17 protein-coding genes, 1 tRNA gene and 1 pseudogene are annotated in these 21,047 nt (G+C 41.6%); 9 read left to right on the forward strand and 10 right to left on the reverse strand.

Annotation, left to right across the window (positions count from 1 at the left end; translation table 11 throughout):
• Window positions 1–78 precede the first annotated feature (78 nt).
• Both sixA and MS_RS05505 read left to right on the forward strand, forming a co-directional pair.
• Window positions 79–546 (forward strand): phosphohistidine phosphatase SixA, encoded by a 468-nt coding sequence (gene sixA / locus MS_RS05500; RefSeq protein ID WP_041639754.1) that lies wholly within the window; start codon window positions 79–81, stop codon window positions 544–546.
• A gap of 90 nt (window positions 547–636) precedes the next feature.
• Window positions 637–713 (forward strand) — tRNA-Val (locus tag MS_RS05505).
• Window positions 714–812: 99 nt separating this feature from the next.
• On the opposite strand, the gene prlC is transcribed toward MS_RS05505, so the two are convergent.
• On the reverse strand, window positions 813–2,852 hold the full coding sequence (gene prlC / locus MS_RS05510; RefSeq protein WP_011200373.1) for an oligopeptidase A: 2,040 nt from the start codon (window positions 2,850–2,852) through the stop codon (window positions 813–815).
• Window positions 2,853–3,059: 207 nt separating this feature from the next.
• Between prlC and MS_RS05515 the strand changes: the two genes are divergently transcribed.
• Genes MS_RS05515 through MS_RS05535 form a run of 5 tightly spaced genes read left to right on the forward strand, consistent with a single transcriptional unit; the run spans window position 3,060 to window position 10,374 of the window.
• The gene (locus MS_RS05515; RefSeq protein WP_011200375.1) at window positions 3,060–3,824 is read left to right on the forward strand and encodes an ABC transporter ATP-binding protein; all 765 of its coding nucleotides are present in this window, start codon (window positions 3,060–3,062) and stop codon (window positions 3,822–3,824) included.
• Window positions 3,825–3,833: 9 nt separating this feature from the next.
• The gene (locus MS_RS05520; RefSeq protein WP_011200376.1) at window positions 3,834–4,682 is read left to right on the forward strand and encodes an ABC transporter substrate-binding protein; all 849 of its coding nucleotides are present in this window, start codon (window positions 3,834–3,836) and stop codon (window positions 4,680–4,682) included.
• Entirely contained in the window at window positions 4,676–6,586 is a 1,911-nt protein-coding gene (gene fhuB, locus MS_RS05525; protein ID WP_011200377.1) for a Fe(3+)-hydroxamate ABC transporter permease FhuB, read from the forward strand. Before MS_RS05520 ends, fhuB begins: the two co-directional genes overlap by 7 nt.
• A gap of 15 nt (window positions 6,587–6,601) precedes the next feature.
• Window positions 6,602–8,281: a multidrug ABC transporter permease/ATP-binding protein gene (locus tag MS_RS05530; RefSeq protein WP_011200378.1), complete on the forward strand. Its 1,680-nt coding sequence runs from the start codon at window positions 6,602–6,604 to the stop codon at window positions 8,279–8,281.
• Complete coding sequence (locus MS_RS05535) at window positions 8,278–10,374, forward strand: TonB-dependent siderophore receptor (RefSeq protein WP_011200379.1); 2,097 nt, start codon at window positions 8,278–8,280, stop codon at window positions 10,372–10,374. The genes MS_RS05530 and MS_RS05535 overlap by 4 nt, the downstream gene beginning before the upstream one ends.
• A gap of 147 nt (window positions 10,375–10,521) precedes the next feature.
• Here the strand turns inward: MS_RS05535 and MS_RS05540 are convergent, their stop codons facing one another.
• The 3 genes from MS_RS05540 to MS_RS05550 all read right to left on the reverse strand — a co-directional run bounded on the left by MS_RS05540 (window position 10,522) and on the right by MS_RS05550 (window position 12,809).
• Complete coding sequence (locus tag MS_RS05540) at window positions 10,522–11,202, reverse strand: DUF4405 domain-containing protein (protein WP_011200381.1); 681 nt, start codon at window positions 11,200–11,202, stop codon at window positions 10,522–10,524.
• Window positions 11,203–11,205: 3 nt separating this feature from the next.
• Window positions 11,206–11,829: a flavodoxin gene (locus MS_RS05545; protein ID WP_011200382.1), complete on the reverse strand. Its 624-nt coding sequence runs from the start codon at window positions 11,827–11,829 to the stop codon at window positions 11,206–11,208.
• Between the two features lie 131 nt (window positions 11,830–11,960).
• A complete protein-coding gene (locus tag MS_RS05550; RefSeq protein WP_041639756.1) occupies window positions 11,961–12,809 on the reverse strand; it encodes an aldo/keto reductase in 849 nt (282 codons plus the stop codon).
• 276 nt (window positions 12,810–13,085) lie between these two features.
• Here MS_RS05550 and MS_RS05555 point away from each other — a divergent pair, with 276 nt between their 5' ends.
• The gene (locus MS_RS05555; RefSeq protein ID WP_041640196.1) at window positions 13,086–13,982 is read left to right on the forward strand and encodes a LysR family transcriptional regulator; all 897 of its coding nucleotides are present in this window, start codon (window positions 13,086–13,088) and stop codon (window positions 13,980–13,982) included.
• A gap of 52 nt (window positions 13,983–14,034) precedes the next feature.
• Entirely contained in the window at window positions 14,035–15,408 is a 1,374-nt protein-coding gene (locus MS_RS05560; protein WP_011200385.1) for an NAD(P)H-hydrate epimerase, read from the forward strand.
• A gap of 106 nt (window positions 15,409–15,514) precedes the next feature.
• Here the strand turns inward: MS_RS05560 and grxD are convergent, their stop codons facing one another.
• The 6 genes and pseudogenes from grxD to ompA (MS_RS05590) form a co-directional block, all read right to left on the reverse strand.
• Window positions 15,515–15,847, reverse strand: a complete 333-nt coding sequence (gene grxD / locus MS_RS05565) for a Grx4 family monothiol glutaredoxin (protein WP_011200386.1) — start codon at window positions 15,845–15,847, stop codon at window positions 15,515–15,517.
• A gap of 92 nt (window positions 15,848–15,939) precedes the next feature.
• Complete coding sequence (locus MS_RS05570; RefSeq protein WP_011200389.1) at window positions 15,940–16,749, reverse strand: TPM domain-containing protein; 810 nt, start codon at window positions 16,747–16,749, stop codon at window positions 15,940–15,942.
• Window positions 16,742–17,188: a TPM domain-containing protein gene (locus MS_RS05575; protein WP_041639758.1), complete on the reverse strand. Its 447-nt coding sequence runs from the start codon at window positions 17,186–17,188 to the stop codon at window positions 16,742–16,744. Before MS_RS05575 ends, MS_RS05570 begins: the two co-directional genes overlap by 8 nt.
• Window positions 17,189–17,271: 83 nt before the next feature.
• On the reverse strand, window positions 17,272–17,856 hold the full coding sequence (locus MS_RS05580) for a LemA family protein (protein ID WP_011200391.1): 585 nt from the start codon (window positions 17,854–17,856) through the stop codon (window positions 17,272–17,274).
• Between the two features lie 128 nt (window positions 17,857–17,984).
• Entirely contained in the window at window positions 17,985–19,061 is a 1,077-nt protein-coding gene (gene ompA / locus MS_RS05585) for a porin OmpA (RefSeq protein WP_041639760.1), read from the reverse strand.
• Window positions 19,062–19,659: 598 nt separating this feature from the next.
• Window positions 19,660–20,713: pseudogene (gene ompA, locus MS_RS05590) on the reverse strand (porin OmpA).
• Between the last annotated feature and the right edge of the window lie 334 nt (window positions 20,714–21,047).

Below are 21,047 nucleotides of genomic sequence, written 5' to 3' on the forward strand. Positions count from 1 at the left end.
AGAAATAATCAAATTTCCCTTTGACTTTTATATAAAAATCTTATTAGATCCATCCATATGTATTTGTTAGGAGTCAGAATGAAAATTTTTATTATGCGCCATGGTGAAGCCGAGATGTTGGCAAAATCTGATAAAGCCCGTCATCTTACCGAAAATGGTAAAAATCAAGCCTTGCAGCAAGGTTTGTGGCTGAAATCTAACAACATAAATTTAGACCTCGTTATTGTAAGCCCCTATGCCAGAGCGATCGAAACATTGGATCAAATTAATCAGGCTTATGACAACAATTTAACCGATAAAACGGAAATTTGGGACGGCTTAACTCCTTATGGCGATGCCGAAATGATTTCCGATTATTTAGCCACGATCGCAGAAGAACAACCGGAAATGTCCGTTTTGTTGGTTTCACACTTGCCGTTAGTCGGTGAAATTGTTGCCGAACTATGCGGGAAAAATCCGATAAGTTATCATGCCGCTACAATCGCTCAAATCGAATGGGACACGGAAAAAGGCGTTATCGAACAAATTAAATATTACGGACGATAAAATTTTGTTTAAAAAATTAGCAAACTGTTCGTAATTGTAAAAAAACTCTTGAGATAATCACCAAAAATAGCTTATTATTAACCGCACTTTGCGACTATAGCTCAGTTGGTTAGAGCACCACCTTGACATGGTGGGGGTCACTGGTTCGAGTCCAGCTAGTCGCACCATCAAATTCACGATTCCCCGGTTTCAAAGCCGGGGATTTTTTATATAAGCAGGAATACAAAAAATGCCACTTTTGTGGCATTTTTTATTTAAGACTTACCTTAGTTAGCAATACCCTTGTGGCGTAATAAAGCGTCTAGTGTCGGTTTGCGTCCGCGGAAACGTTCGAAGAGAACCATCGGTTCTTCCGATCCGCCTTTGGTCAGAATTTCGTCTAAATAAGATTTGCCGGTAACGGCATTAAAAATTCCCTCCTCTTCAAAACGGGAGAAAGCATCGGCTGAAAGTACTTCCGCCCATAAGTAGCTGTAATAGCCCGCTGCGTAACCGCCGGAGAAAATATGCCCGAAACTATGAGGCGTTCTCGCCCAGTCAACGGCCTTTACCACGGAAACCTGATCTTTTACCGCATTTAATGTATCTAAAATTTGGTTTGCTTTGCCCGGTTTGTAATTGTCATGCAAACGGAAATCAAAAATACCGAATTCTAACTGACGAAGTACAAACATAGCCGCATGGAAATTTTTTGCTTTTAATAATTGAGTTAGTTTCTCTTTCGGCAAAGGTTCGCCCGTTTGGTAATGACCGGAAATAAAGGCTAATGCCTCTTCTTCCCAACACCAATTTTCCATAAACTGACTCGGCAGCTCTACCGCATCCCAGGGTACACCGTTGATACCGGAAACATCACCGATATCGACTTTGGTTAACATATGATGAATACCATGCCCGAATTCATGGAACAACGTAGTGACTTCATCATGAGTGAATAATGCCGGTTTATCGCCTACCGGCGCATTGAAATTACAGGTCAAATATGCTACCGGTTTTTGAAGCGCCCCGTCCGCTTTAATTTTACGTCCGATACAATCATCCATCCAGGCACCGCCGCGTTTATGCTCGCGTGCATAAAGATCTAAATAAAAGCTACCGCGAACTTCATCGGTTTCATCAATTAAATCAAAGAAACGGACATCTTTATGCCAGCAATCAACCCCTTGGCGTTCTACCGCCCGAATATTGAAAATACGCTTAATCAGCTCAAATAAACCGGAAATAACGCGTTGTTCCGGAAAATAAGGGCGCAATTCTTCATCATTAATAGCATAAAGCGCTTGCTTTTCTTTTTCGCTGTAATAAGAAATATCCCATGGTTCCAATTCGGTGATAGCGAATTCTTTTTCACAGAAAGCATAAAGATCCGCTAATTCTTTTTCTCCCTGAGGTTTGGAACGCATTGCCAAATCGTCTAAAAAGCTTAATACCTGCGCCGGTGTTTCCGCCATTTTGGTAGCTAAAGAAAGCTCGGTATAACTATTGAAGCCCAGCAATTTCGCCAGTTCGACACGCAACGTAAGAATCTCTTCCATAATTGCGCTATTATCCCATTTACCCGCATTCGGGCCTTGATCCGAAGCTCGGGTAACAAAAGCGCGATACATTTCTTCACGCAATTCACGGTTTTCGCAGTAAGTCATAACCGGAATATAGCTTGGGAATTCTAAGGTAAAACGGTAACCTTCCACGCCTTTGTTTTGTGCCGACTGTTTTGCCGCTTGCAATGCGCTTTCCGGCAAGCCTTTGAGTTGTTCTTCGTCGGTAATGACTTTATCCCAGCCCATTGTCGCATCTAATACGTTATTGCTGAATTGCGAACTCAACTCCGATAAACGGCTGACAATTTCACCGTAGCGTTTTTGTTGTTCCGGCGCTAAAGAAATCCCGGATAATTTAAAATCGCGTAAGCTGTTTTCAACGGCTTTCTTTTGAGCCGGGCTGTAACCGGCGAATTCCGGGCTGTTTTTTAATTGTACATAAGCGTTGTACAAACCCTGATGTTGTCCGACCCAGGTACCGTATTCAGACAGCATAGGCAAACAGGCCTGATAAGCATCACGTAATTCATTGCTGTTTTTTACCGAATTCAAATGACTTACCGGCGACCAGGCTTTGCTTAAACGATCATTCACTTCCGAAAGGGGTTGGCAGAAATTATCCCAACTCAACTGCGGTTGTTTTAACAGATTTTCTGTAGTTATGCGGCAATCTTGAATGAGTTGTTCGATAGCCGGTTGAATATGCTCCGGTTTAATTTTCGAAAATTGCGGTAACGGGGTGTTTTCCAGTAACGGGTTTGACATAAACTCTCCTTGAATTTATTACATCTGAGTTTTCATTAAGTATTTAACTTAAATTGGGATTTATTCTATAAAATCAAGCTAGAAAACCCAATTCATCAATTTTTAATAAATTCTGCTTAAATTTCCACCGCACTTTTTTCTGACGGATTGAATCCCATCGGCTTTTAAGCTAAAATTTTCCTCCCTTATTAATAATGAGAATAAATTTTGTTTCAATTAGAACAGGCATCATTCGCTATTCCTAACCGTGCATTACTTGCACCGACTACGCTTACTTTCCGCCGAGGTAAAGTATATGGACTTATCGGGCATAACGGCTCGGGGAAATCCACCTTAATCAAACTGATGGCAAAGCAAAATCCGCTGTCATCAGGAGAAATTTTTGTGCGAGGAAAAGCATTGCGGCATTGGGGAAGCCGTGAATTTGCCCGTGAAGTCGCCTATCTTCCGCAACATCTCCCCACCGCTACCCAGCTGACGGCGCGGGAATTGATTCAAATGGGACGTTATGCCTGGAACGGGTTGCTGAAAAGTAATAAGGAAAAAGATAAAAGTGCGGTGGAAAATGCGTTAATTTTAACCCATACGGAAAAATTCGCCGAACAGCAAATCGATGTACTTTCGGGCGGCGAACGCCAACGAATCTGGCTTGCCATGCTGCTTGCGCAACAAAGTAATTTTTTATTATTAGACGAGCCCCTTGCAGCCCTTGATATTGCTCACCAAGTAGAGGTGATGAAATTAATTAAAAAATTAAGCCGAGAACTTAATTTAGGCGTGGTAATTGTTATTCATGATGTCAATCTTGCCGCCGCATTTTGTGATGAACTGGTAGCGTTACATAGCGGTAAATTATTGGTAAAAGGTACGCCCGGACAAATCATGACGACAGAAACCTTACAACGTATTTACGGTTTGGAATTAAATGTGATACCTCATCCTCAAACTCAGGTACCGGTTGTATTTTATTAAGATATATTTATGCGAATTTTGACCGCACTTTTACTGTTTTTCAGTTTATCCGTTAACGCACAAATAAAAATCGCCACCCTTGACTGGACGGTGGCGGAAACGCTCATCGCTCTAAATAATGCGCCCGTTGCCGTCGGCGATAAAGCAAGTTATAAAATTTGGGTGGGTAAGCCGGCTTTAGCGGAAAACACGCAGGATTTAGGGCTTCGTCTGCAACCTAATAAAGAAAGTCTGGCACGTTTATCCGTTGATCGCTTTATTAACAGCGACTTTTTTGCTTCTATCGAACCCTCACTCACCGCAAAGGCCCCCGTAAGCACGGTAAATTTTTATCAACCGGGCGATACCTGGCAAAATATCGAAAATGCTACCCGCCAAATCGGCGAACTTATCGAAAAATCTGAACAAGCGGAACAATTAATCACGCAAACCAATACTCAGCTTGCTAAAATCGGTCAAACCCTCACTCATTTTCGCGATCGTCCGGTTGCAATCGTCCAATTTATTGATACCCGTCATTTGCGTTTTTATGATAGCCACAGTTTGTTCGGTACTATTTTAAATAAACTTGGGCTCACCAATGCCTGGAATCACAGCGGCGGTGTATGGGGCTCGGAAAATCTATCGATTACGGCGCTGGCAACTCTGCCGAAAAACACCCGTCTTGTAGTAGTTAAGCCTCATCCGGCTAATGTGGCTAATGCATTAAAATACAACTCACTATGGAGAAATCTTGCTTTAGCCGAAGATCCGTTGTTATTGCCGGCGATTTGGAGCTTCGGTGCCTTACCAAGTGCGGTCAATTTTGCGCAAAATTTACAATCCGCCTTACTTAATCAACGGAGCGAAACATGGTAAAAAAACTCAATATTGCCTTATTTGCGCTGGCGGTTTTATTCTTTACCTGGCTTTCCGTTGTTCAATTGAACAATAATGATGCCCTCGCTTATTTACTGTTCGCCAACTATACTCTGCCCCGTGTTTTTATGGCGATTTTAGCGGGTTGCGCCTTAGGTATCGCAAGTAGTTTACTGCAACAGGTTATCAATAATCCGTTAGCTTCCGATAATACGCTTGCGGTCAGTTCCGGCGCCCAATTTTCCTTATTCCTCGTGGCGATTTTCGTACCGAATTGGTTAGGGGCGGGCTCAATGTTTATTGCTTTAATCGGTGCTTTAGTAGCCTTAGCATTAGTTTTTCTCTTGGCATGGCGGCGTACTATTTCACCTTTACTGATGATTTTAGCAGGTTTAGTCGTCAATCTTTATTTAGCCTCATTTTCAGCGGTTTTAATGTTGTTCTACCCGGAAGAAAGCCGTGGCTTATTGCTATGGGGCGCGGGTTCTTTAGTACAAGAAAGTTGGTACGACAGCCTGCAATTATTATGGCAATTTACTATCGCGCTTATCCTTATTTTTATTTTTGCCAAACCCTTGCAAATTTTGACATTAAACGATAACAATGCAAAAAGCCTCGGTGTGCCGGTTAATTTAATCCGTTTCTTAGGTTTGGTTATTTCCGCCTTTTTGGTGGCAATCGTAGTCAGCCGCGTCGGCATGCTGGGTTTTGTCGGATTAGCCGCCTCAAGTATCGTGCGCCAATTTTCCACTACCAATCTGTTAAAACGCTTGATCCTTTCCGCCTATATGGCGGCAATGCTTCTCTTGCTGACGGATCTTACACTCCAGCTCTTTGCCTATTATAGGCAGATTGAACTGCCTACCGGCGCAGTCACCGCATTATTAGGTACGCCTTTATTACTTTGGCTAATGTTTAATATCAGCAATAACGGGCGTCTGGTTTCACAGGATGAAAGCCTGAGTTTGGGCAAACAACCCGTTAAAGCGGCGGGGGTGATTATCAGTCTGCTTCTTTTGCTTAGTATTTTATGCGCTTTATTTATCGGTAAAAATGCTTCCGGCTGGTACTGGGATTCAGTGATGCTTACACTGCGTTACCCGCGTTTGTTGGTGGCAATGGCGGCAGGCATCATGCTTGCCGTCGCCGGCACTTTATTGCAACGTTTAAGCCACAACCCGATGGCAAGCCCGGAATTATTAGGCATTACTTCCGGAACTGCATTCGGCATTTTGACAGTGATTTTTTTCGTCGCTACTCCTACCCGAGGTCAATTTTGGTTTGCCGGTATCTTAGGCGGATTTTTAGTTTTACTTTTTATTATGCTGATCAATCAGCGAAACCAATTATTACCGGAAAAAATATTACTTACCGGGATCAGCATCGCTGCACTTTTTGACGCGTTGCAACGCATCGTATTAGCCGGTGGCGATTACAAATGGCAACAATTGCTGGCATGGACCTCTGGTTCCACTTACCACGCCACGCCACAACTTGCTACCGGCTTTCTGTCTATTGCCGTTTTGTTATTCTTACTGGCTTTACCCCTTGACCGTTGGTTAGCCTTATTAGCGTTACAAACGCCGGTTGCGCAAGCGCTCGGCTTGGATATAACAAAAGTGCGGTGGATTTTAATCATTTTTTCGGCATTTTTGACCGCACTTTCAACGCTGTTGGTCGGCCCGTTAAGCTTTATCGGCTTGTTGGCGCCGCATTTAGCTCATTTTTGCGGTTGGCACAAGCCCAAAGCGCAGCTTATCGGCGCCGTTCTACTCGGTACATTAGTGATGACAATTGCGGATTGGCTGGGCAGACAGCTTTTATTTCCTTACGAAATTCCCGCCGGATTGGTTGCAACCCTAATCGGCGGCGCTTATTTTTTATTTATGATGCGTAAAATTTAACTTTAATCGGAATTTATGAACATTTTTATCTCAACAATAAAAGGTTATCGCTGGCATTTAGTCGCCGTGCTGATTCTCACTTTTATTTTCAGCGGATTCGGTATCGGAGTTTTAGCTTTTATTAATAATAAATTAATGAAAGCGACAGAACAAAAAGAACTGCTGATCTGGACTTTCATCGGCTTGCTGATTCTGTTTCTTATCACATCCGTTATTGCGCAAATCAGCCTTACCGCCCTTGGGCATAAATTTGTGTATCTCATGCGCAAACAATTGGTAAAACAGTTATTGGATACGGGAACCGAACAGCTTAACCAAATCGGTAAAGCAAGACTGTTAGCCAGCCTGTCCGGCGATATTCGCAATATCACCTTTGCCTTCGTACGCCTGCCGGAATTGGTGCAAGGTTCCATACTTGTGCTATGCGCGGGCGCCTATATGTTTTATTTGTCCGAATCTTTGTTTTTTGTAACCGCACTTTGGTTAAGCGTAACGGTCTGGGTAAGCAATATTGCCGTCAGACGCGTGTATCACCATTTGCGAATCGTGCGGGAAACGGAAGATAAACTGTATAAAAACTATCAATCCGCTATTGAAGGGCATAAAGAATTAAGCCTGAATCGTGAACGGGCAAAATTTTATTTCGAACGTGAATTAGAAGAGAGCGCAAGCACACAGCGCGATAATTCCGTTCGCGCCGACAGCTATCACGCCTTTGCCAATAACTGGACAAACGTAATGGTACTCGGTGCGGTCGGTTTGGTTTTTTATCTTTCTTTAGCCGAAGGTTGGTCGAATCTGGAAACCGCAACCACTATCGCATTAACCATTTTATTCCTGCGCACTCCGTTAATCTCTGCGGTCGGTGCGTTGCCCATGCTGCTGAATGCCAAAGTGGCGCTGGATAAGTTATCTAAGCTGAATTTAGCTCCTTATACGGAAGACTTTGCCATTTCAAACCCCTTACCTCGAGATTGGAAAGAAATCCGTTTTGAAAATGTGACGTACAGCTATCCTACGGCGGAAGGTACAATGAGTTTTGCGTTAAAACCGGTCAATCTCACCATTAAACGGGGCGAGCTGATCTTTTTAATCGGCAAAAACGGCAGCGGTAAGTCCACCTTTTCGATGCTGCTGGCGGGGTTGAACCATGCGACCGACGGTAAAATCTTTGTCGATAATATTGAAATCACCGCCGCCAATCAACGTGCGTTCCGGGCCCAGATCAGCGCCGTTTTCAGTGATTTTTATCTGTTTACCCAACTTTTAGGGCAAGCGGGCTTTGCATCTCTCAAAGAAGCGGGACAATGGCTGGAAACCTTGCAATTGGAAAACAAAGTGACGGTAGAAAACCACCGCTTATCTACCACCAATCTTTCGCAGGGACAGCGCAAACGCCTTGGTTTGTTAATCGCCCTGCTAGAACATCGTCCCTTATTAATTTTAGACGAATGGGCAGCGGATCAGGACCCGACATTCCGCCGCACATTCTATCAGGTTTTATTGCCTTTACTCCGCGAGAAAGGACATACCGTTTTCGCTATCAGTCATGACGATAGCTATTTCCACTTGGCGGATCGCTTATTGCTGATCAGCCAGGGCGAGCTTCGCGAATTATTCGGCGAAGAACGGGAAACGGCAAGCCATGATGCGGTAGAAAAATTAAATAATATCATCAAGGAAACTAAAATATGAAAAAAACCTTTATTTATTCAACCGTAGCACAAACAGTACTGCTTACTATTGCCGGTACGGCAATAGCAGCGGAAGACGGCACCGAGCAATTGGATACCATTGACGTGGTAACCGAAGGTTCCATGTTCCGTATGGGCGAAGTACCTTTTCATCAGGCAAAATCGGCCGTCGCCATTACCAGAGAGCAACTTGATTCACAAAATGTAGATAAGCTTGACGAAGTGGCAAAATATCAGGCGGGTTTTGCCAACCAAGTATTCGGTAACGATACCAATACTAACTGGTTCCGTGTGCGTGGTGCGGAAGTATCACAAGCGGTGAACGGTTTACCGACATTTAGCTACGGCTTTTTCACCCCTTATGTGAACAGTTTCGGTTTAGAAGCCATTGAAGTGACCAAAGGTGCGGATGCTATGACCTTTGGTGCGGCTAAATCGGGCGGTCTGATCAACTATGTCACCAAACGGGCGCACAAAGATCAAATCGGTCACGGCGAATTCAAAACCACTTTCGGCAGCCATAATCAATACGGTTTGGCGGCGGATTACACCGGAACCCTTACCGATGACGAAAGACTGCGCTACCGCGTGGTAGCAAGTTATCTTGGTCGTGACGGCGATTGGGAAGGCACGGATAATCAAACCCTTTATATCGCACCGACCTTAACCTGGGATATCAGCGATAAAACGCGTTTTACCCTATTAACCGGTTATCAGCGCGACCACGGAACGCCGAGTTCGAATTTCTTACCACAGGAGGGTACATTAGTTCCGTCACCGAGGGGTTATATCCACCGCCGTACGAACTTAGGAGATCCGGTTAAGGATACGGAAACTAACCGCCAATATAATATCGGTTATGAATTCAGTCATGATTTTAATAACGGCTTAAGTTTTAATTCAAGTTATTCTTACAGTCATATTGATAACTATCACCGCGGTGCTTATGCCTATCCGTCCGCTTATAATGCCGATTGGTCACCATTAGCGCCGAGTGCGGCGGGCTATTCACTATCCCGCGCGGTTGTATTTAATGACGGTAAAGCGATTTCTCATACAACGAATAACTATTTAACCTGGAATTATGATAACGCTTGGTTAAAAAATACCTTGGTAGTCGGAACGGATTACCGCCATAATAAGGTCGATGCCCTTTATAGCTTATACGGAACCACATCCAATACTAATTTATTCACGCCATCAGTCGGTTGGAATCAAGCACAGGATGTCAGTGCGGCGCCTCACGTACAAATTAAATCTCGTCAATTGGGTTTCTATTTACAAAACAACGCCCGTTTTGCCGATAAATATGTTTTAGGTTTGGGTATCCGCCACGATCGTGCCGAACAACGCGAATACACCAGCACACAAAAAGTGAAAGATAACCATACTTCCTACAGCGCCTCATTGATGTATGAAGCGCCGTTCGGTTTAAATCCGTATTTCAGTTACAGTGAATCTTTCAACTTGCCGACCGGGTTGAGTGGCGATGAAACGCTTTATGATCCTAATATCACCCGTCAATATGAGTTGGGCTTAAAATACATACCGACTTGGTTAGACGGAACAATCTCCGTCGCCGGTTTCCGCGCGAAAGATACGGGCGCATTAGTGGGTAATGGACTAGGTGCAACAATATCAAGTGCGGACCCTATTTACCGTAAAGGTTTTGAAGTCCAGGCGGATGTTAATTTCACCTCAAACTGGACGGGTACTTTAGCCTATACTTACACCAAATCCGAGTCTAAAGACAGCGCCGGTAAAAAAACGCGTCAACCGCTCATTCCAACCAATATGGTAGCGGCCAAAACCGCCTACAGCTTTACCGAAGGCTTGCTGAAAGACTTAACGGTCGGCGTAGGATTACGCTATTTGGGTCATAGTGTCACCTCAAAAGGTTCGCTATATTCCCACGCTCGCCTCCCGTCTGCCACTGTAGTTGACTTAATGGCCCGTTATGCCATTACGCCGAACTGGATTGCACAGGTAAATATCGATAACGTAGGCAACCGTCGTTACGTATCGGGCTGCGACTACTACTGCTACTACGGAGCGGAACGTCGGGCAACGGCGAATTTAAGTTATAAATTCTAAAAAAAACGACCGCACTTTGGGCTATTTTCAGGTTCCCAAAGTGCGGTCGAAAATTTTCAAATTTTTTACCGCACTTTTATCAAGTTTGCATTACGCCACTCAAATACTCAAATATAAGTATCTGAAAAACATCTTTGTGCAAAAAGATTATTTCTTTTCATTCTTAAAAAATATCAACCAAACCAATACTCTTGTACTGTATGCGAATAAAATTAACATCGCGAAATAATCAAAATAAAAGATCGCTTTGCTTTCCGCTTTATCAAAAAAAGCAAAATCCACCTGATTCATCAGATAAGGGAATAAGTCCCGTCCGATAAATGCCCATAAGCCATAAACGGATAGCATCGTCCAAATGGTTGGTAAAATCCATTTTGTTAACGGTTTATTTAAATCCCAACGCAGTATTTGGGCTAAAAAATCAGCTAAGGTTTTCCAATGCAAACCAAGATGGATAGCAATAATAATCTGAATCCAATGAGTGCTGAGCATATGAATTTTACGGGTGAAATCATCGGTTAAATGAAACGGAAATTCAGCAAAAATATGTTTAGAAAGTAGAATGCCGGAAATACAAGCGGTCAAAAAAACAAAAAATAAGACAAAATTCAAACCGGTTTTTACCATTCGATAGGCATCAAATTCGCCTTGATTGAGCTTTTTTATCCACCAGAAATTTAAACCGATATGCAACAATACCAGGGCGAAAAAGCCTAACCCAACCCACTCGTGGGTGACTTCTTCAAATAAATGATATCCCGTCAAAGAAAGCAAGAGTATGGTCAACACCACATCCTGCCCTATTTGAAAATAATATTTTTTCGGCATTATTTATTTAGCATATCCTTGTCGAACGAGCCAATCCGCCAGTTTTTGTTCCATTGTACTGTCCGCTCCGGTGGTTTTATAAAGATAATATTCAAAACCGTCTTTAACCGTCGCTTTCGGCTGAAGCTGCGCAATATCGCGATCTGTACCGCTTAAACGGCTACCTCCGTGCGTAACCAACGGCACGATATTTTTTCCTGAAAAATCCACTTGCTCAAATAAGCTGTAAAGCGGCATAGGTAGTTTATACCACCAAATCGGATAGGCCACAAAAATCGTCTCGTAACCGTTTAAATTCGGTTTTGCTTTCAGCGCCGGTCTGATATTTTTACGTTGTTCTTCCTGGGCAAAATCCAACAACTGCTGGTGAACGGTCGGATAAGCTTGCACCGTTTCCAAACGGAACAAATCTCCGCCGGCCGTTTTTTGTACTTCTTTTGCTAAGTATTCGGCTGAACCTAAACGTTCATTATCTTTAATAATCACGCTCGCACCGCTTACGCCGTCCAGTTTTTCAGTCGGAACGCTTTCAGGCACAGTAAAATAAACAATCAGATTCTTCGATTGCGCCGCTTGTAAAGCGAATAACCCTAAAGCCGCTACAGATAATTGTCGTAATAATTTCATCCTGACTCCTTGAGTAATTTGATAAAGAATATTGCAGATGGCCGAATAGTACGGATAAATAAAAAATAATTAACGTAATGCACTTTATGCATAAGCGTCATAGGTTGGTTTGTAAAAAACGACCAGTTTTTTCAAACGTTGAACACCCATTCTTTAAATTGACGAACCATCGCTAAGTCCGTATGGCTGATAATTTGACTTTTACCCACATCTAAAGCGGCAATTTGCGCAAAATCATCAGCATCCAATTCGAAATCAAATACATTCAGATTCTCCGCCATGCGTTCCGGTCTGGTTGATTTAGCCAATACCACTACGCCGCGTTGTACCAACCAGCGGGTAACCACTTGAGCGATTGATTTGCCGTACTTCTGACCGATCTTCGCTAATACCGGATTTTCAAAAATACCGAATTTACCTTCTGCAAACGGTCCCCAGGCTTCAGGCACGATACCTTCCGAAAGCAGACCCTCCACTTGGGCTTGCTGCTGGTGAAACGGATTGATTTCAATTTGGTTTACGGCAGGCATTACTTTGTTATACAAACCGACGTCAAGCACACGGTCGGCAGTAAAATTGCTTAACCCGATAGCGCGAATTTTACCGGCCGCCAGATATTCTTCCAGCGCTCTCCATGCGCCATACACATCATTAAAGGGTTGGTGTAATAACATTAAATCAATATAGCCAATATCTAAACGCGCTAACGTACGATCTAAGGATGCTTTCGCGGCTTCATAGCCGTAATTTTCTATCCAAACTTTACTGGTTACAAAAATTTCTTCACGCACTACACCGCTGTTGCGAATACCTGCGCCGGTTTCAGTTTCATTCATATAAGCCTGAGCCGTATCAATATGACGATAGCCCGCATGAATGGCACTGATTACCGCTTGCTCAGTTTCTTCCGGCGGGATTTGGAACACACCAAAACCCAAAACCGGAATTTCTACACCGTTATTTAATTTAAAAGTTTGCATTTTATTGCCTCCTAATGAATATTTGCATCGATGTTTATATTTTAACCATTGCATAATTTAAGATAAACATGGTTTTGCTTTATATACTGTTTAGATATGCTTAATAATGAAACCGCTATACAAATACCATTGTCAAAAAATACCTGTTTTTGACCGCACTTTTAAATTAAAACTATAAACGCTCTACTTTATTCCGCTTAATTAAAAAATATGACTTTATTTTATCCGGCGAAAAAATTAAGATAAATTATCTTTTACTTGATGAACTATGCAGCCATGCTTCACAATCTTCCCAATCTCAACGAACTCTATTTCTTTGTACAAATTGCCAACGCGGGCAGTTTTACCAAAGCGGCCGAACGACTGGGCGTTACTACATCGGCGCTCAGTCAGAATATGCGCAGTCTTGAAAAACATCTTGATGTGCGCCTGTTCAACCGTACTACCCGTAGCATTTCCACCACGGAAGCCGGCGAAAAATTATTAGCGGAAATTGCACCGCACTTTCTGGCGATTGCCGATGCCGTTCGGCATTTAGATGAAATCCGTGATGAACCGCAAGGTACAATTCGCATAAATACCAGTGAAATTGCCGCTAATCTGATTATTTATCCTAAATTACAGCCTTTTTTATTAGCGAATCCTCATATTAAAGTGGAATTAGTGATAGATAATCGTTGGGTGGATATTGTGGCGCAAGGATTCGATATGGGCGTGCGTTTAGGTTATGCGGTATTTAATGATATGATTGCGGTGCAGATTTCCGAACCGATGAAAATGGTATTGGTGGCAAGCCCTGGCTATCTGAAAGATAAACCCCTACCAAAGAAAATTAATGACTTAACCAACTATCATTTAATCGGTTCAAGATTTTCATCTGAGCATTCACAACTTGAATGGGAATTCATGGATAAAGGACAAAAAGTGGGATTTCAACCAATGCCTCAATTTTCCATCAACAACGATCTCCGTACACAAGCCGCCTTAGATGGTTTTGGTATTGCATGGTTGCCGGAAATCCGCGTACATGAAGAATTAAAAAACGGTAATTTAGTGGAAATCTTACCGCAATATGCCTATACCTATGATCCGTTTTATATCTATTATCCAAACCGAAAAGGTAATTCAAAAGCGTTTCAAATGGTGGTGGAATTGTTGAAATTCAAAAAATAATCGGATTTTCGGTAATATAAAGAAAAATAAAATCATATTAAGGTAGCGCATTATGAAAACACTCTGTAAAAGCTCGACAAGATTTGATAAACAGGCTCTATCCCTCGGTTTTAGCGAATTAATCCTACAGGAAAATGCCGCTCGCGGCGTAGCCGAGTTAGTTCGTCAAAAACTTCAAACCGGTGAAAAAATCCTGTTTTTGTGCGGCGGCGGCAATAATGGCAGTGATGCCATTGCCTGTGCGCGAATGCTCTCGGGCGATTATGAATGCGAACTTTATTTTATTACGGAAAACCTGAATGCAAATGCCCAAGCGCAACTCAATATTGCTTTAAAGGTCGGCGTTAATCGGGTATCTCAACCCGATTTAGCCAATATCGGCTGTGTGATTGACGGGATGTTCGGCAGCGGATTAAGCCGTGATTTAGATGCGGAAATTATCCGTCTGCTCGATCGGATTAATGCCCATAACGCCTTAAAAATTGCCATTGATTTTCCAAGCGGTTTAGATGGGAACGGTAATATACGCGGCGCCTGCTTTAAAACGGATTTCACTTTGGCAATGGGTGCATTGAAAATAGGTCTGTTTTCTGATGTCGCCAAAGATATGACCGGTGAAGTTTCACTGGTTAATCTGGGATTGAGTGACAATCGCTTTATTACTAATCAGGAAGATTTTCTGTTAGAAAGAACCGATTTAAATCTGCCTTCCAGAACGCTGCAAAATGTCCATAAAGGAAGTTTCGGTCATGCCTTTGTGGCACTCGGGCAGATGCCGGGCGCAGGCATAATGGCTGCTACCGCCGCATTGATAATGGGCGCGGGAAAAGTCAGTGTGGTCGGCAAAGCAGAAAATCTGACACCGCAAATTATGCAAAAAAATAACTTTGACGGTGCCGGCGCAGTGGCCATAGGCATCGGGTTAGGCAATGCCGATATAGATATTTCCGCCATCAAACACTTGCCTTGCGTGCTTGATGCCGATCTTTGCTATCGTGCCGAAATTCGTGAGTTTTTACCTAATCCATCCGCCGTATTCACACCGCATCCGAAAGAATTCAGCGGACTTTTGAGAAATCTTGGATTAGCCGATATTTCCATAGAGGAAGCCATTAAAAACCGGTTTGAGTTGGCTCGGGAATTCAGCAGACAAATAAAAGGCGTGCTATTGCTTAAAGGCGCGAATCCGATTATTGCCTATAACGGAACGCTTTATCTGTGTAACCTCGGTTCCAATAAGCTCAGTGTCGGCGGAAGCGGCGATGTACTGGCAGGAATTATTCTAGGTTATTTGGCACAGGGCTTTACTGCGCTGGAAGCCGCCCAAAATGCCGTGCTGGCTCATGCTAAAAGCGCGGAAAACTATCAGGGTAATGATTATTCGATGACACCCTTGGATTTGATTGATGGGTTGAGATATTTGTAAAAGCCGTACCGGCAATTAAATATTGTACAAATTGGTTTTAGCAAAGTTATAAGTAAATACGACCAACAAAAAAACCGCCGTTCCCGGCGGTTTTCATTATCTAAAATTAGACTTGTTCTTTATGGCGCTCGGCAACTTCTTTTAATAAGGTTTGTAATTCGCCGGCTTGATACATTTCCAATAGAATATCACAGCCACCGATTAACTCGCCTTCAACCCATAATTGCGGGAAAGTCGGCCAGTTTGCATATTTCGGTAATTCCGCACGAACATCCGCGTGCTGCAAAATATCTACATAACCAAAAGGCACCTGACAGTTAATCAAGGCTTCAACCGCACGTGCTGAAAAACCGCATGCCGGCAGCTTAGGTGAGCCCTTCATATAAATCAAAATCGGATTTTCTGCAATTTGCTTTTTGATTTTATCTAACGTTTCCATATTTTTCCTTTAAAATAATGTGTGTCATAAAAGTGCGGTCATTTTAGCACAAGTTTTTTGATTTGTGTCAAAACCGACTAAACTTATCAACTTTACCAACTTCCACCGGCGCCACCTCCACCGAAGCCACCGCCACCAAAACCGCCACCGGAAGATCCACCTCCGCCGAAACCGCCAAAACCTCCGGAACCAAAACCGCCTGAATTACCGCGACGACGCCTTGCCGATTGTAAGATTACCTGTTCCAATTGATGATTCGTTGTCGGGCTGATATAGGGTTTACGTCGCCCATTAAGTTCACCGAATAAAACAAACAGGACAAACACTAGCACCATTAGGAATGGAATATATTGTTCGAATCCTTCATCATTCTGTTCAGCCGCAGCATCGTATTCACCCTTGCTTGCTGCGATAATATAATCTAATGCACCGTTAATACCTGATGCATATTGTTCCTGCCGAAAATTAGGCAGAATAACCCGGCGAATAATTTGCGACAAAAATGCATCGGGTAATGCCCCCTCTAATCCTTGTCCGGTAGCAATAAAGACTTTTCTGTCCTCTTTTGCAACTAATAACAACACACCGTTATTTAACTGCTTTCGACCGATTCCCCAATTATCACCTAATGTAAAGGCGTAATCTGATATGGCATATTCGCCGGTTGTTTTCACCATAACTACGGCAATTTGAGAACTGGTTTCCCGGCTGAAATTAATTAATTTATTTTCTAAATAATTTTTATCATTTTCCGATAAGGTGTTCGTGTAATCATTCACATAACGAAACGGATTCGGTGAGCCGGGAAAATCTGCCGCCCATACATTGACAGTGACAAAAATCAGCAAAAAACAGACCGCACTTTTTTGTAATTTTCGCCACATTCGGCTAAATCTATCCATTAATAATCACCTCATTTGGCAATTCGTTTTTATCATCCGGTTTAACCGGGAAATGAATCGCAAGTTCTTTACCTATACTCTCTATTGCCGCAATCACAGCCTGAGTATATTCATCATCTTTAAAATAGCTGATCATTAGCTGACATTGTTGCTGCCAAAAATTATCGCCGACAAATTGGTGAATACCTAAATCACCAATTACGGCACATTTATGGGACTTATGGGCGATATAAATTAATACGCCGTTATGGGCTTGGGTTTTATCCATTTCGAGCTGCATAAAAATTTGCAAGGCGCGATCCACACAGGATAAATTTTCCGATTCGGGCAAATTTCTTTCAATATAAACACGTAATTCTGCTGAACTCTCTTGTTCAAAGCGAGCAATTGCCGATTCGATTAATTTTTTATCAAAAGGAATTCTTGAGAATAATGACATAACAATCCACTTAAGAAAAAAAGAATGGTAAACGACATACCATAAATGAAGGCACGAACGCGTTGTTCGTGCCATTTTTGACATTATTTATCAAAACTTACTGTTGGTGCATTTTCTGCACCGGCAGTTGATTTAAAATAAGGTTTTTCTTTGAATCCCAAAATCATCGCCGCTAATTTAGTTGGGAATTGGCGAACTTTCTGATTATATACGCGAGCCGCTTCATTGAATTTATTGCGAGCCACATTAATTCGGTTTTCAGTACCTTCCAATTGTGCCTGTAAATTCATAAACCCTTCATGCGCTTTTAATTCCGGGTATCTTTCTACCGAAACTAACAAACGGGATAATGCCGAACCTACAGAATCCTGATTTTGTTGGAATTGCGCTAATTGTTCCTCAGTCATATTTGCCGGATCAATTTTTGTTTGTGTTGCTTTAGCGCGCGCTTCAATAACACCGGTTAAGGTTTCTTGCTCAAAGTTAGCCTGACCTTTTACGGTATTAACAAGATTTGGAATTAAATCAGAACGGCGCTGATATTGAGACTCAACATTAGCCCATACAGAATCAATTTCCTCTTCCGCTTTTACCAGCCCGTTGTAACTGGACATTAATGTGAAACCGGCAATTACCGCAACAATGATAATAAGGAGCCACTTTTTCATTTTTTATTCATTCCTAAATTTATATAGATAAACAAAAGACCTAAACAACGTTTAGGTCTTCTTCAAGTTATTTTAGAAAATTACTAATTTGCATTACTAACTTTCTCATAATCATCTATAAACGATAATTATTTAGTACCTTGTACAGAAACTTCTACACGACGGTCTGGTGCTAAGCAAGCGATAAGCGCTTTACGACCTTTAACCGCGTCACATGTGTTACCTGTAACCGGATTTGCTTCACCGTAACCGGTTGCCGTGATTGCATTTTGTGCAACACCTTTAGAAACTAAGTAGTTTGCTACTGTTTCAGCACGTCTTTGTGAAAGTTTTAAGTTTGCAGCTTCTTTACCGATACGGTCTGCATAACCAGCTACAGATACTGCAGGGCTTTGAACTTGAGCAATTTCACCATAGATGTTGTCTAATGATGCTGAAGCTTCAGGTTTTAATGTTGCTTTACCGAATGCGAAAGTTACGTCGCTGTTTAAAGTGAAAGTTTTGCTCACAACTTCTTCAGCTACCGGCGCAGCTACACCTTGACCAAAACGGTAAGAAACACCAGCTGTTACGCTGTGGATTTCCGGAGTATAGTCGAAACGTGTGCCATTAGCATTTTCTAATTTACCCACTTTGTTTAACCATTGGTATTCAAGACGGAATGCTAATTCAGGTAATGAAGGTAATGCATATTCAAGACCTGCGCCTAATAACAATGAAGTTTTTAAGCTGTGATCTGCAAAGTCTGATTTATTAAAGCCATATGAATAACCGTCGTTAACTTTATAGTCAGAACGAACTAATGCTGCACCAACTTTACCGTATACATCTAAGCCTGATAATACTGGAGCTAAAGCACCTAAATCATAGCTTGGTTTTAAGCTTAGGTGTGCACCGTGGTTAGTGTGTTTCGCAGAAGTTGCACCGTTTGTACGAAGTGCTGCACGACCGAAATCATCATAACCTAATTCTACCGCTAAACCTAAGTTGTCACGATTAAAAATTTGGTAACCACCGAATACACCGTAAGTTACTGATTTAGTGTGGCTACCAACGCCATCTTCAGCATATTGGGTATAACCGTCGTGGAATGATGCCCAACCAGCTTTTGCACCAGCATAGAAAGTGTTTTCTTGTGGAGCCGCTTGTGCTGCTGTTGCTGCTGCTAAACCAGCGATAGCTAATGCGATTGCAGTTTTTTTCATTTTGATGATCCTCTTAAATATTTTAGTCATCTTATTTAAAATAATTTCTCAGCAATATTGCTGAATGAACACGACCGTGTTCGACTCTCTTAAAACATTTTAAAAAATGTGAACTTTTTCAAAAACCGCTGTTCTAAGATTATACTTGCCAGGTTCACGAATTTGCCTAACATTTACCTTTTGACAAATTCATTTCTTTAACTATGAAAGTATAAAGAATGCTTCAAAAGTATGTATATTATCCATTTATAAAAATGGAAAATCAATTATTTTTTTATTCATGCCTATTTTTTGAGCTAAAAAACATCTCTTTCGCCTGTTTTTTAACCATTTCGATTATTATCTAGTTTGTTAATAACCCTATAAAAAAATAAGAATTTTCCTTATTTTTAAATAATATCCGTTGTTAACTAATCATAGTCAAATCTACATAAAACAGGTTAAAATTCTTAACTGTTTTAGTAATAAAATTTATTAGTTTTGAATAACCTCATCGCTTTATCTTTATATAGAAAAGACTACATTAATTATCCATAAAAAAAAGACCTAAAATAATTTAGGCCTTTTTATATAAAATTGCTAAACAATTAACTATTTATTACATAGTTGCTTGTTTTTCGCCTTTTACGGCAACTTTTACACGACGATCCGGCGCTAAACAAGCGATAAGCGCTTTACGACCTTTAACCGCGTCGCAAGTGTTACCTGTAACCGGAATTGCTTCACCCGTACCGGTTGCAGTGATTGCAATTTGTGCAACAACTTTAGAAACCCAAGAGTTTGCTACTGGTTCAACACGTCTTTGTGAAAAGTTTAAGATTGCAGCTTTTTTACCGATGCCGGTCCGCATAACCGTTTACATTAACGGATACATTATTAACTTGAGCGATTTCGCCGTAAATGCCATCTAAAGTTGAAGTCGCTTCAGGTTTTAATGTTGCTTTAGCAAACGGGAAAGTTACGTCGCTGTTTAAAGTGAAAGTTTTGTTTACCACTTCAGGCGCCGCTACAGGTGCCGCACCTTGACCGAAGCGGTAAGATAAACCGAATGTTACGGCACCGATATCAGGTGTGAAGTCCGCATCATTATAGCCGGACCATTTTTGATCACGACCAACATTTTCGATCCATTGGTATTCTAAACGCATAGCCAATTCAGGTAGGATTGGAAGCGCATATTCAAGACCTGCTGCAAATGTCGGAGAAACTTTTAAAGAATGTCCGGCAGCGTCTATACTATAATCTTTATAATCAGTACGAATTAATGCCGCGCCAACACGAGCATAGACATCTAAACCGTCTAATACTTCATAGCTCGGTTTAATGCTTAAATTCACGCCGTGATTAGTAAATTTACCGCGTTTTGCATCAGTCTCTATCAGACGAATACGACCGTAATCATCGTAACCTAATTCTACTGCTAAACCGAAATTATTTTGGTTAAGAATTTGGTAACCACCAAACACGCCATAAGTCACAGAATTTTTCTTAGCAGAAAGTCCGTCAGAATTATGGAATGCATCTACGCCATCATGAAAAGATGCCCAACCTGCACGAGCACCCGCATAGAAAGTATTTTCTTGTGGAGCCGCTTGCGCAACTGTTGCTGCAGCTAAGCCTGCGATAGCTAATGCGATTGCTGTTTTTTTCATTGCTTTATCCTCTTTAAAATGTCATTAAATAAAATAATGATATTGTATAGATACTAAACTTATTGGTTACAATTTTAACTAATTTACGGCAAGATAAAATTGTAGTTAGATGAACCGGTTTCCCAATTCAAATACTTATTACTCTTTTTATCAGAGCTTTCTAAGCAATTAAATTATCCTAACTAAACGGAATAAAATCAAATTTTATGCCTTTGATTGGTTATTTATTAATCTAATTACTTATAAATTATACATTATGATTATTTTTTAATCAAACTTTAGTCCGTTAACTTTGTGATTTTTCCATTTAAATTAATAATCAATATGCTACAAT

This window comes from [Mannheimia] succiniciproducens MBEL55E, assembly GCF_000007745.1.
GTDB classification, from domain to species: domain Bacteria; phylum Pseudomonadota; class Gammaproteobacteria; order Enterobacterales; family Pasteurellaceae; genus Basfia; species Basfia succiniciproducens.

Coding starts and splice junctions, on each gene's coding strand:
- sixA (WP_041639754.1), top strand. CDS start 79: ATGAAAATTTTTATTATGCGCCATGGTGAAGCCGAGATGTTGGCAAAA.
- prlC (WP_011200373.1), bottom strand. CDS start 2,852: ATGTCAAACCCGTTACTGGAAAACACCCCGTTACCGCAATTTTCGAAA.
- MS_RS05520 (WP_011200376.1), top strand. CDS start 3,834: ATGCGAATTTTGACCGCACTTTTACTGTTTTTCAGTTTATCCGTTAAC.
- fhuB (WP_011200377.1), top strand. CDS start 4,676: ATGGTAAAAAAACTCAATATTGCCTTATTTGCGCTGGCGGTTTTATTC.
- MS_RS05530 (WP_011200378.1), top strand. CDS start 6,602: ATGAACATTTTTATCTCAACAATAAAAGGTTATCGCTGGCATTTAGTC.
- MS_RS05535 (WP_011200379.1), top strand. CDS start 8,278: ATGAAAAAAACCTTTATTTATTCAACCGTAGCACAAACAGTACTGCTT.
- MS_RS05540 (WP_011200381.1), bottom strand. CDS start 11,202: ATGCCGAAAAAATATTATTTTCAAATAGGGCAGGATGTGGTGTTGACC.
- MS_RS05545 (WP_011200382.1), bottom strand. CDS start 11,829: ATGAAATTATTACGACAATTATCTGTAGCGGCTTTAGGGTTATTCGCT.
- MS_RS05550 (WP_041639756.1), bottom strand. CDS start 12,809: ATGCAAACTTTTAAATTAAATAACGGTGTAGAAATTCCGGTTTTGGGT.
- MS_RS05555 (WP_041640196.1), top strand. CDS start 13,086: ATGCTTCACAATCTTCCCAATCTCAACGAACTCTATTTCTTTGTACAA.
- MS_RS05560 (WP_011200385.1), top strand. CDS start 14,035: ATGAAAACACTCTGTAAAAGCTCGACAAGATTTGATAAACAGGCTCTA.
- grxD (WP_011200386.1), bottom strand. CDS start 15,847: ATGGAAACGTTAGATAAAATCAAAAAGCAAATTGCAGAAAATCCGATT.
- MS_RS05570 (WP_011200389.1), bottom strand. CDS start 16,749: ATGGATAGATTTAGCCGAATGTGGCGAAAATTACAAAAAAGTGCGGTC.
- MS_RS05575 (WP_041639758.1), bottom strand. CDS start 17,188: ATGTCATTATTCTCAAGAATTCCTTTTGATAAAAAATTAATCGAATCG.
- MS_RS05580 (WP_011200391.1), bottom strand. CDS start 17,856: ATGAAAAAGTGGCTCCTTATTATCATTGTTGCGGTAATTGCCGGTTTC.
- ompA (WP_041639760.1), bottom strand. CDS start 19,061: ATGAAAAAAACTGCAATCGCATTAGCTATCGCTGGTTTAGCAGCAGCA.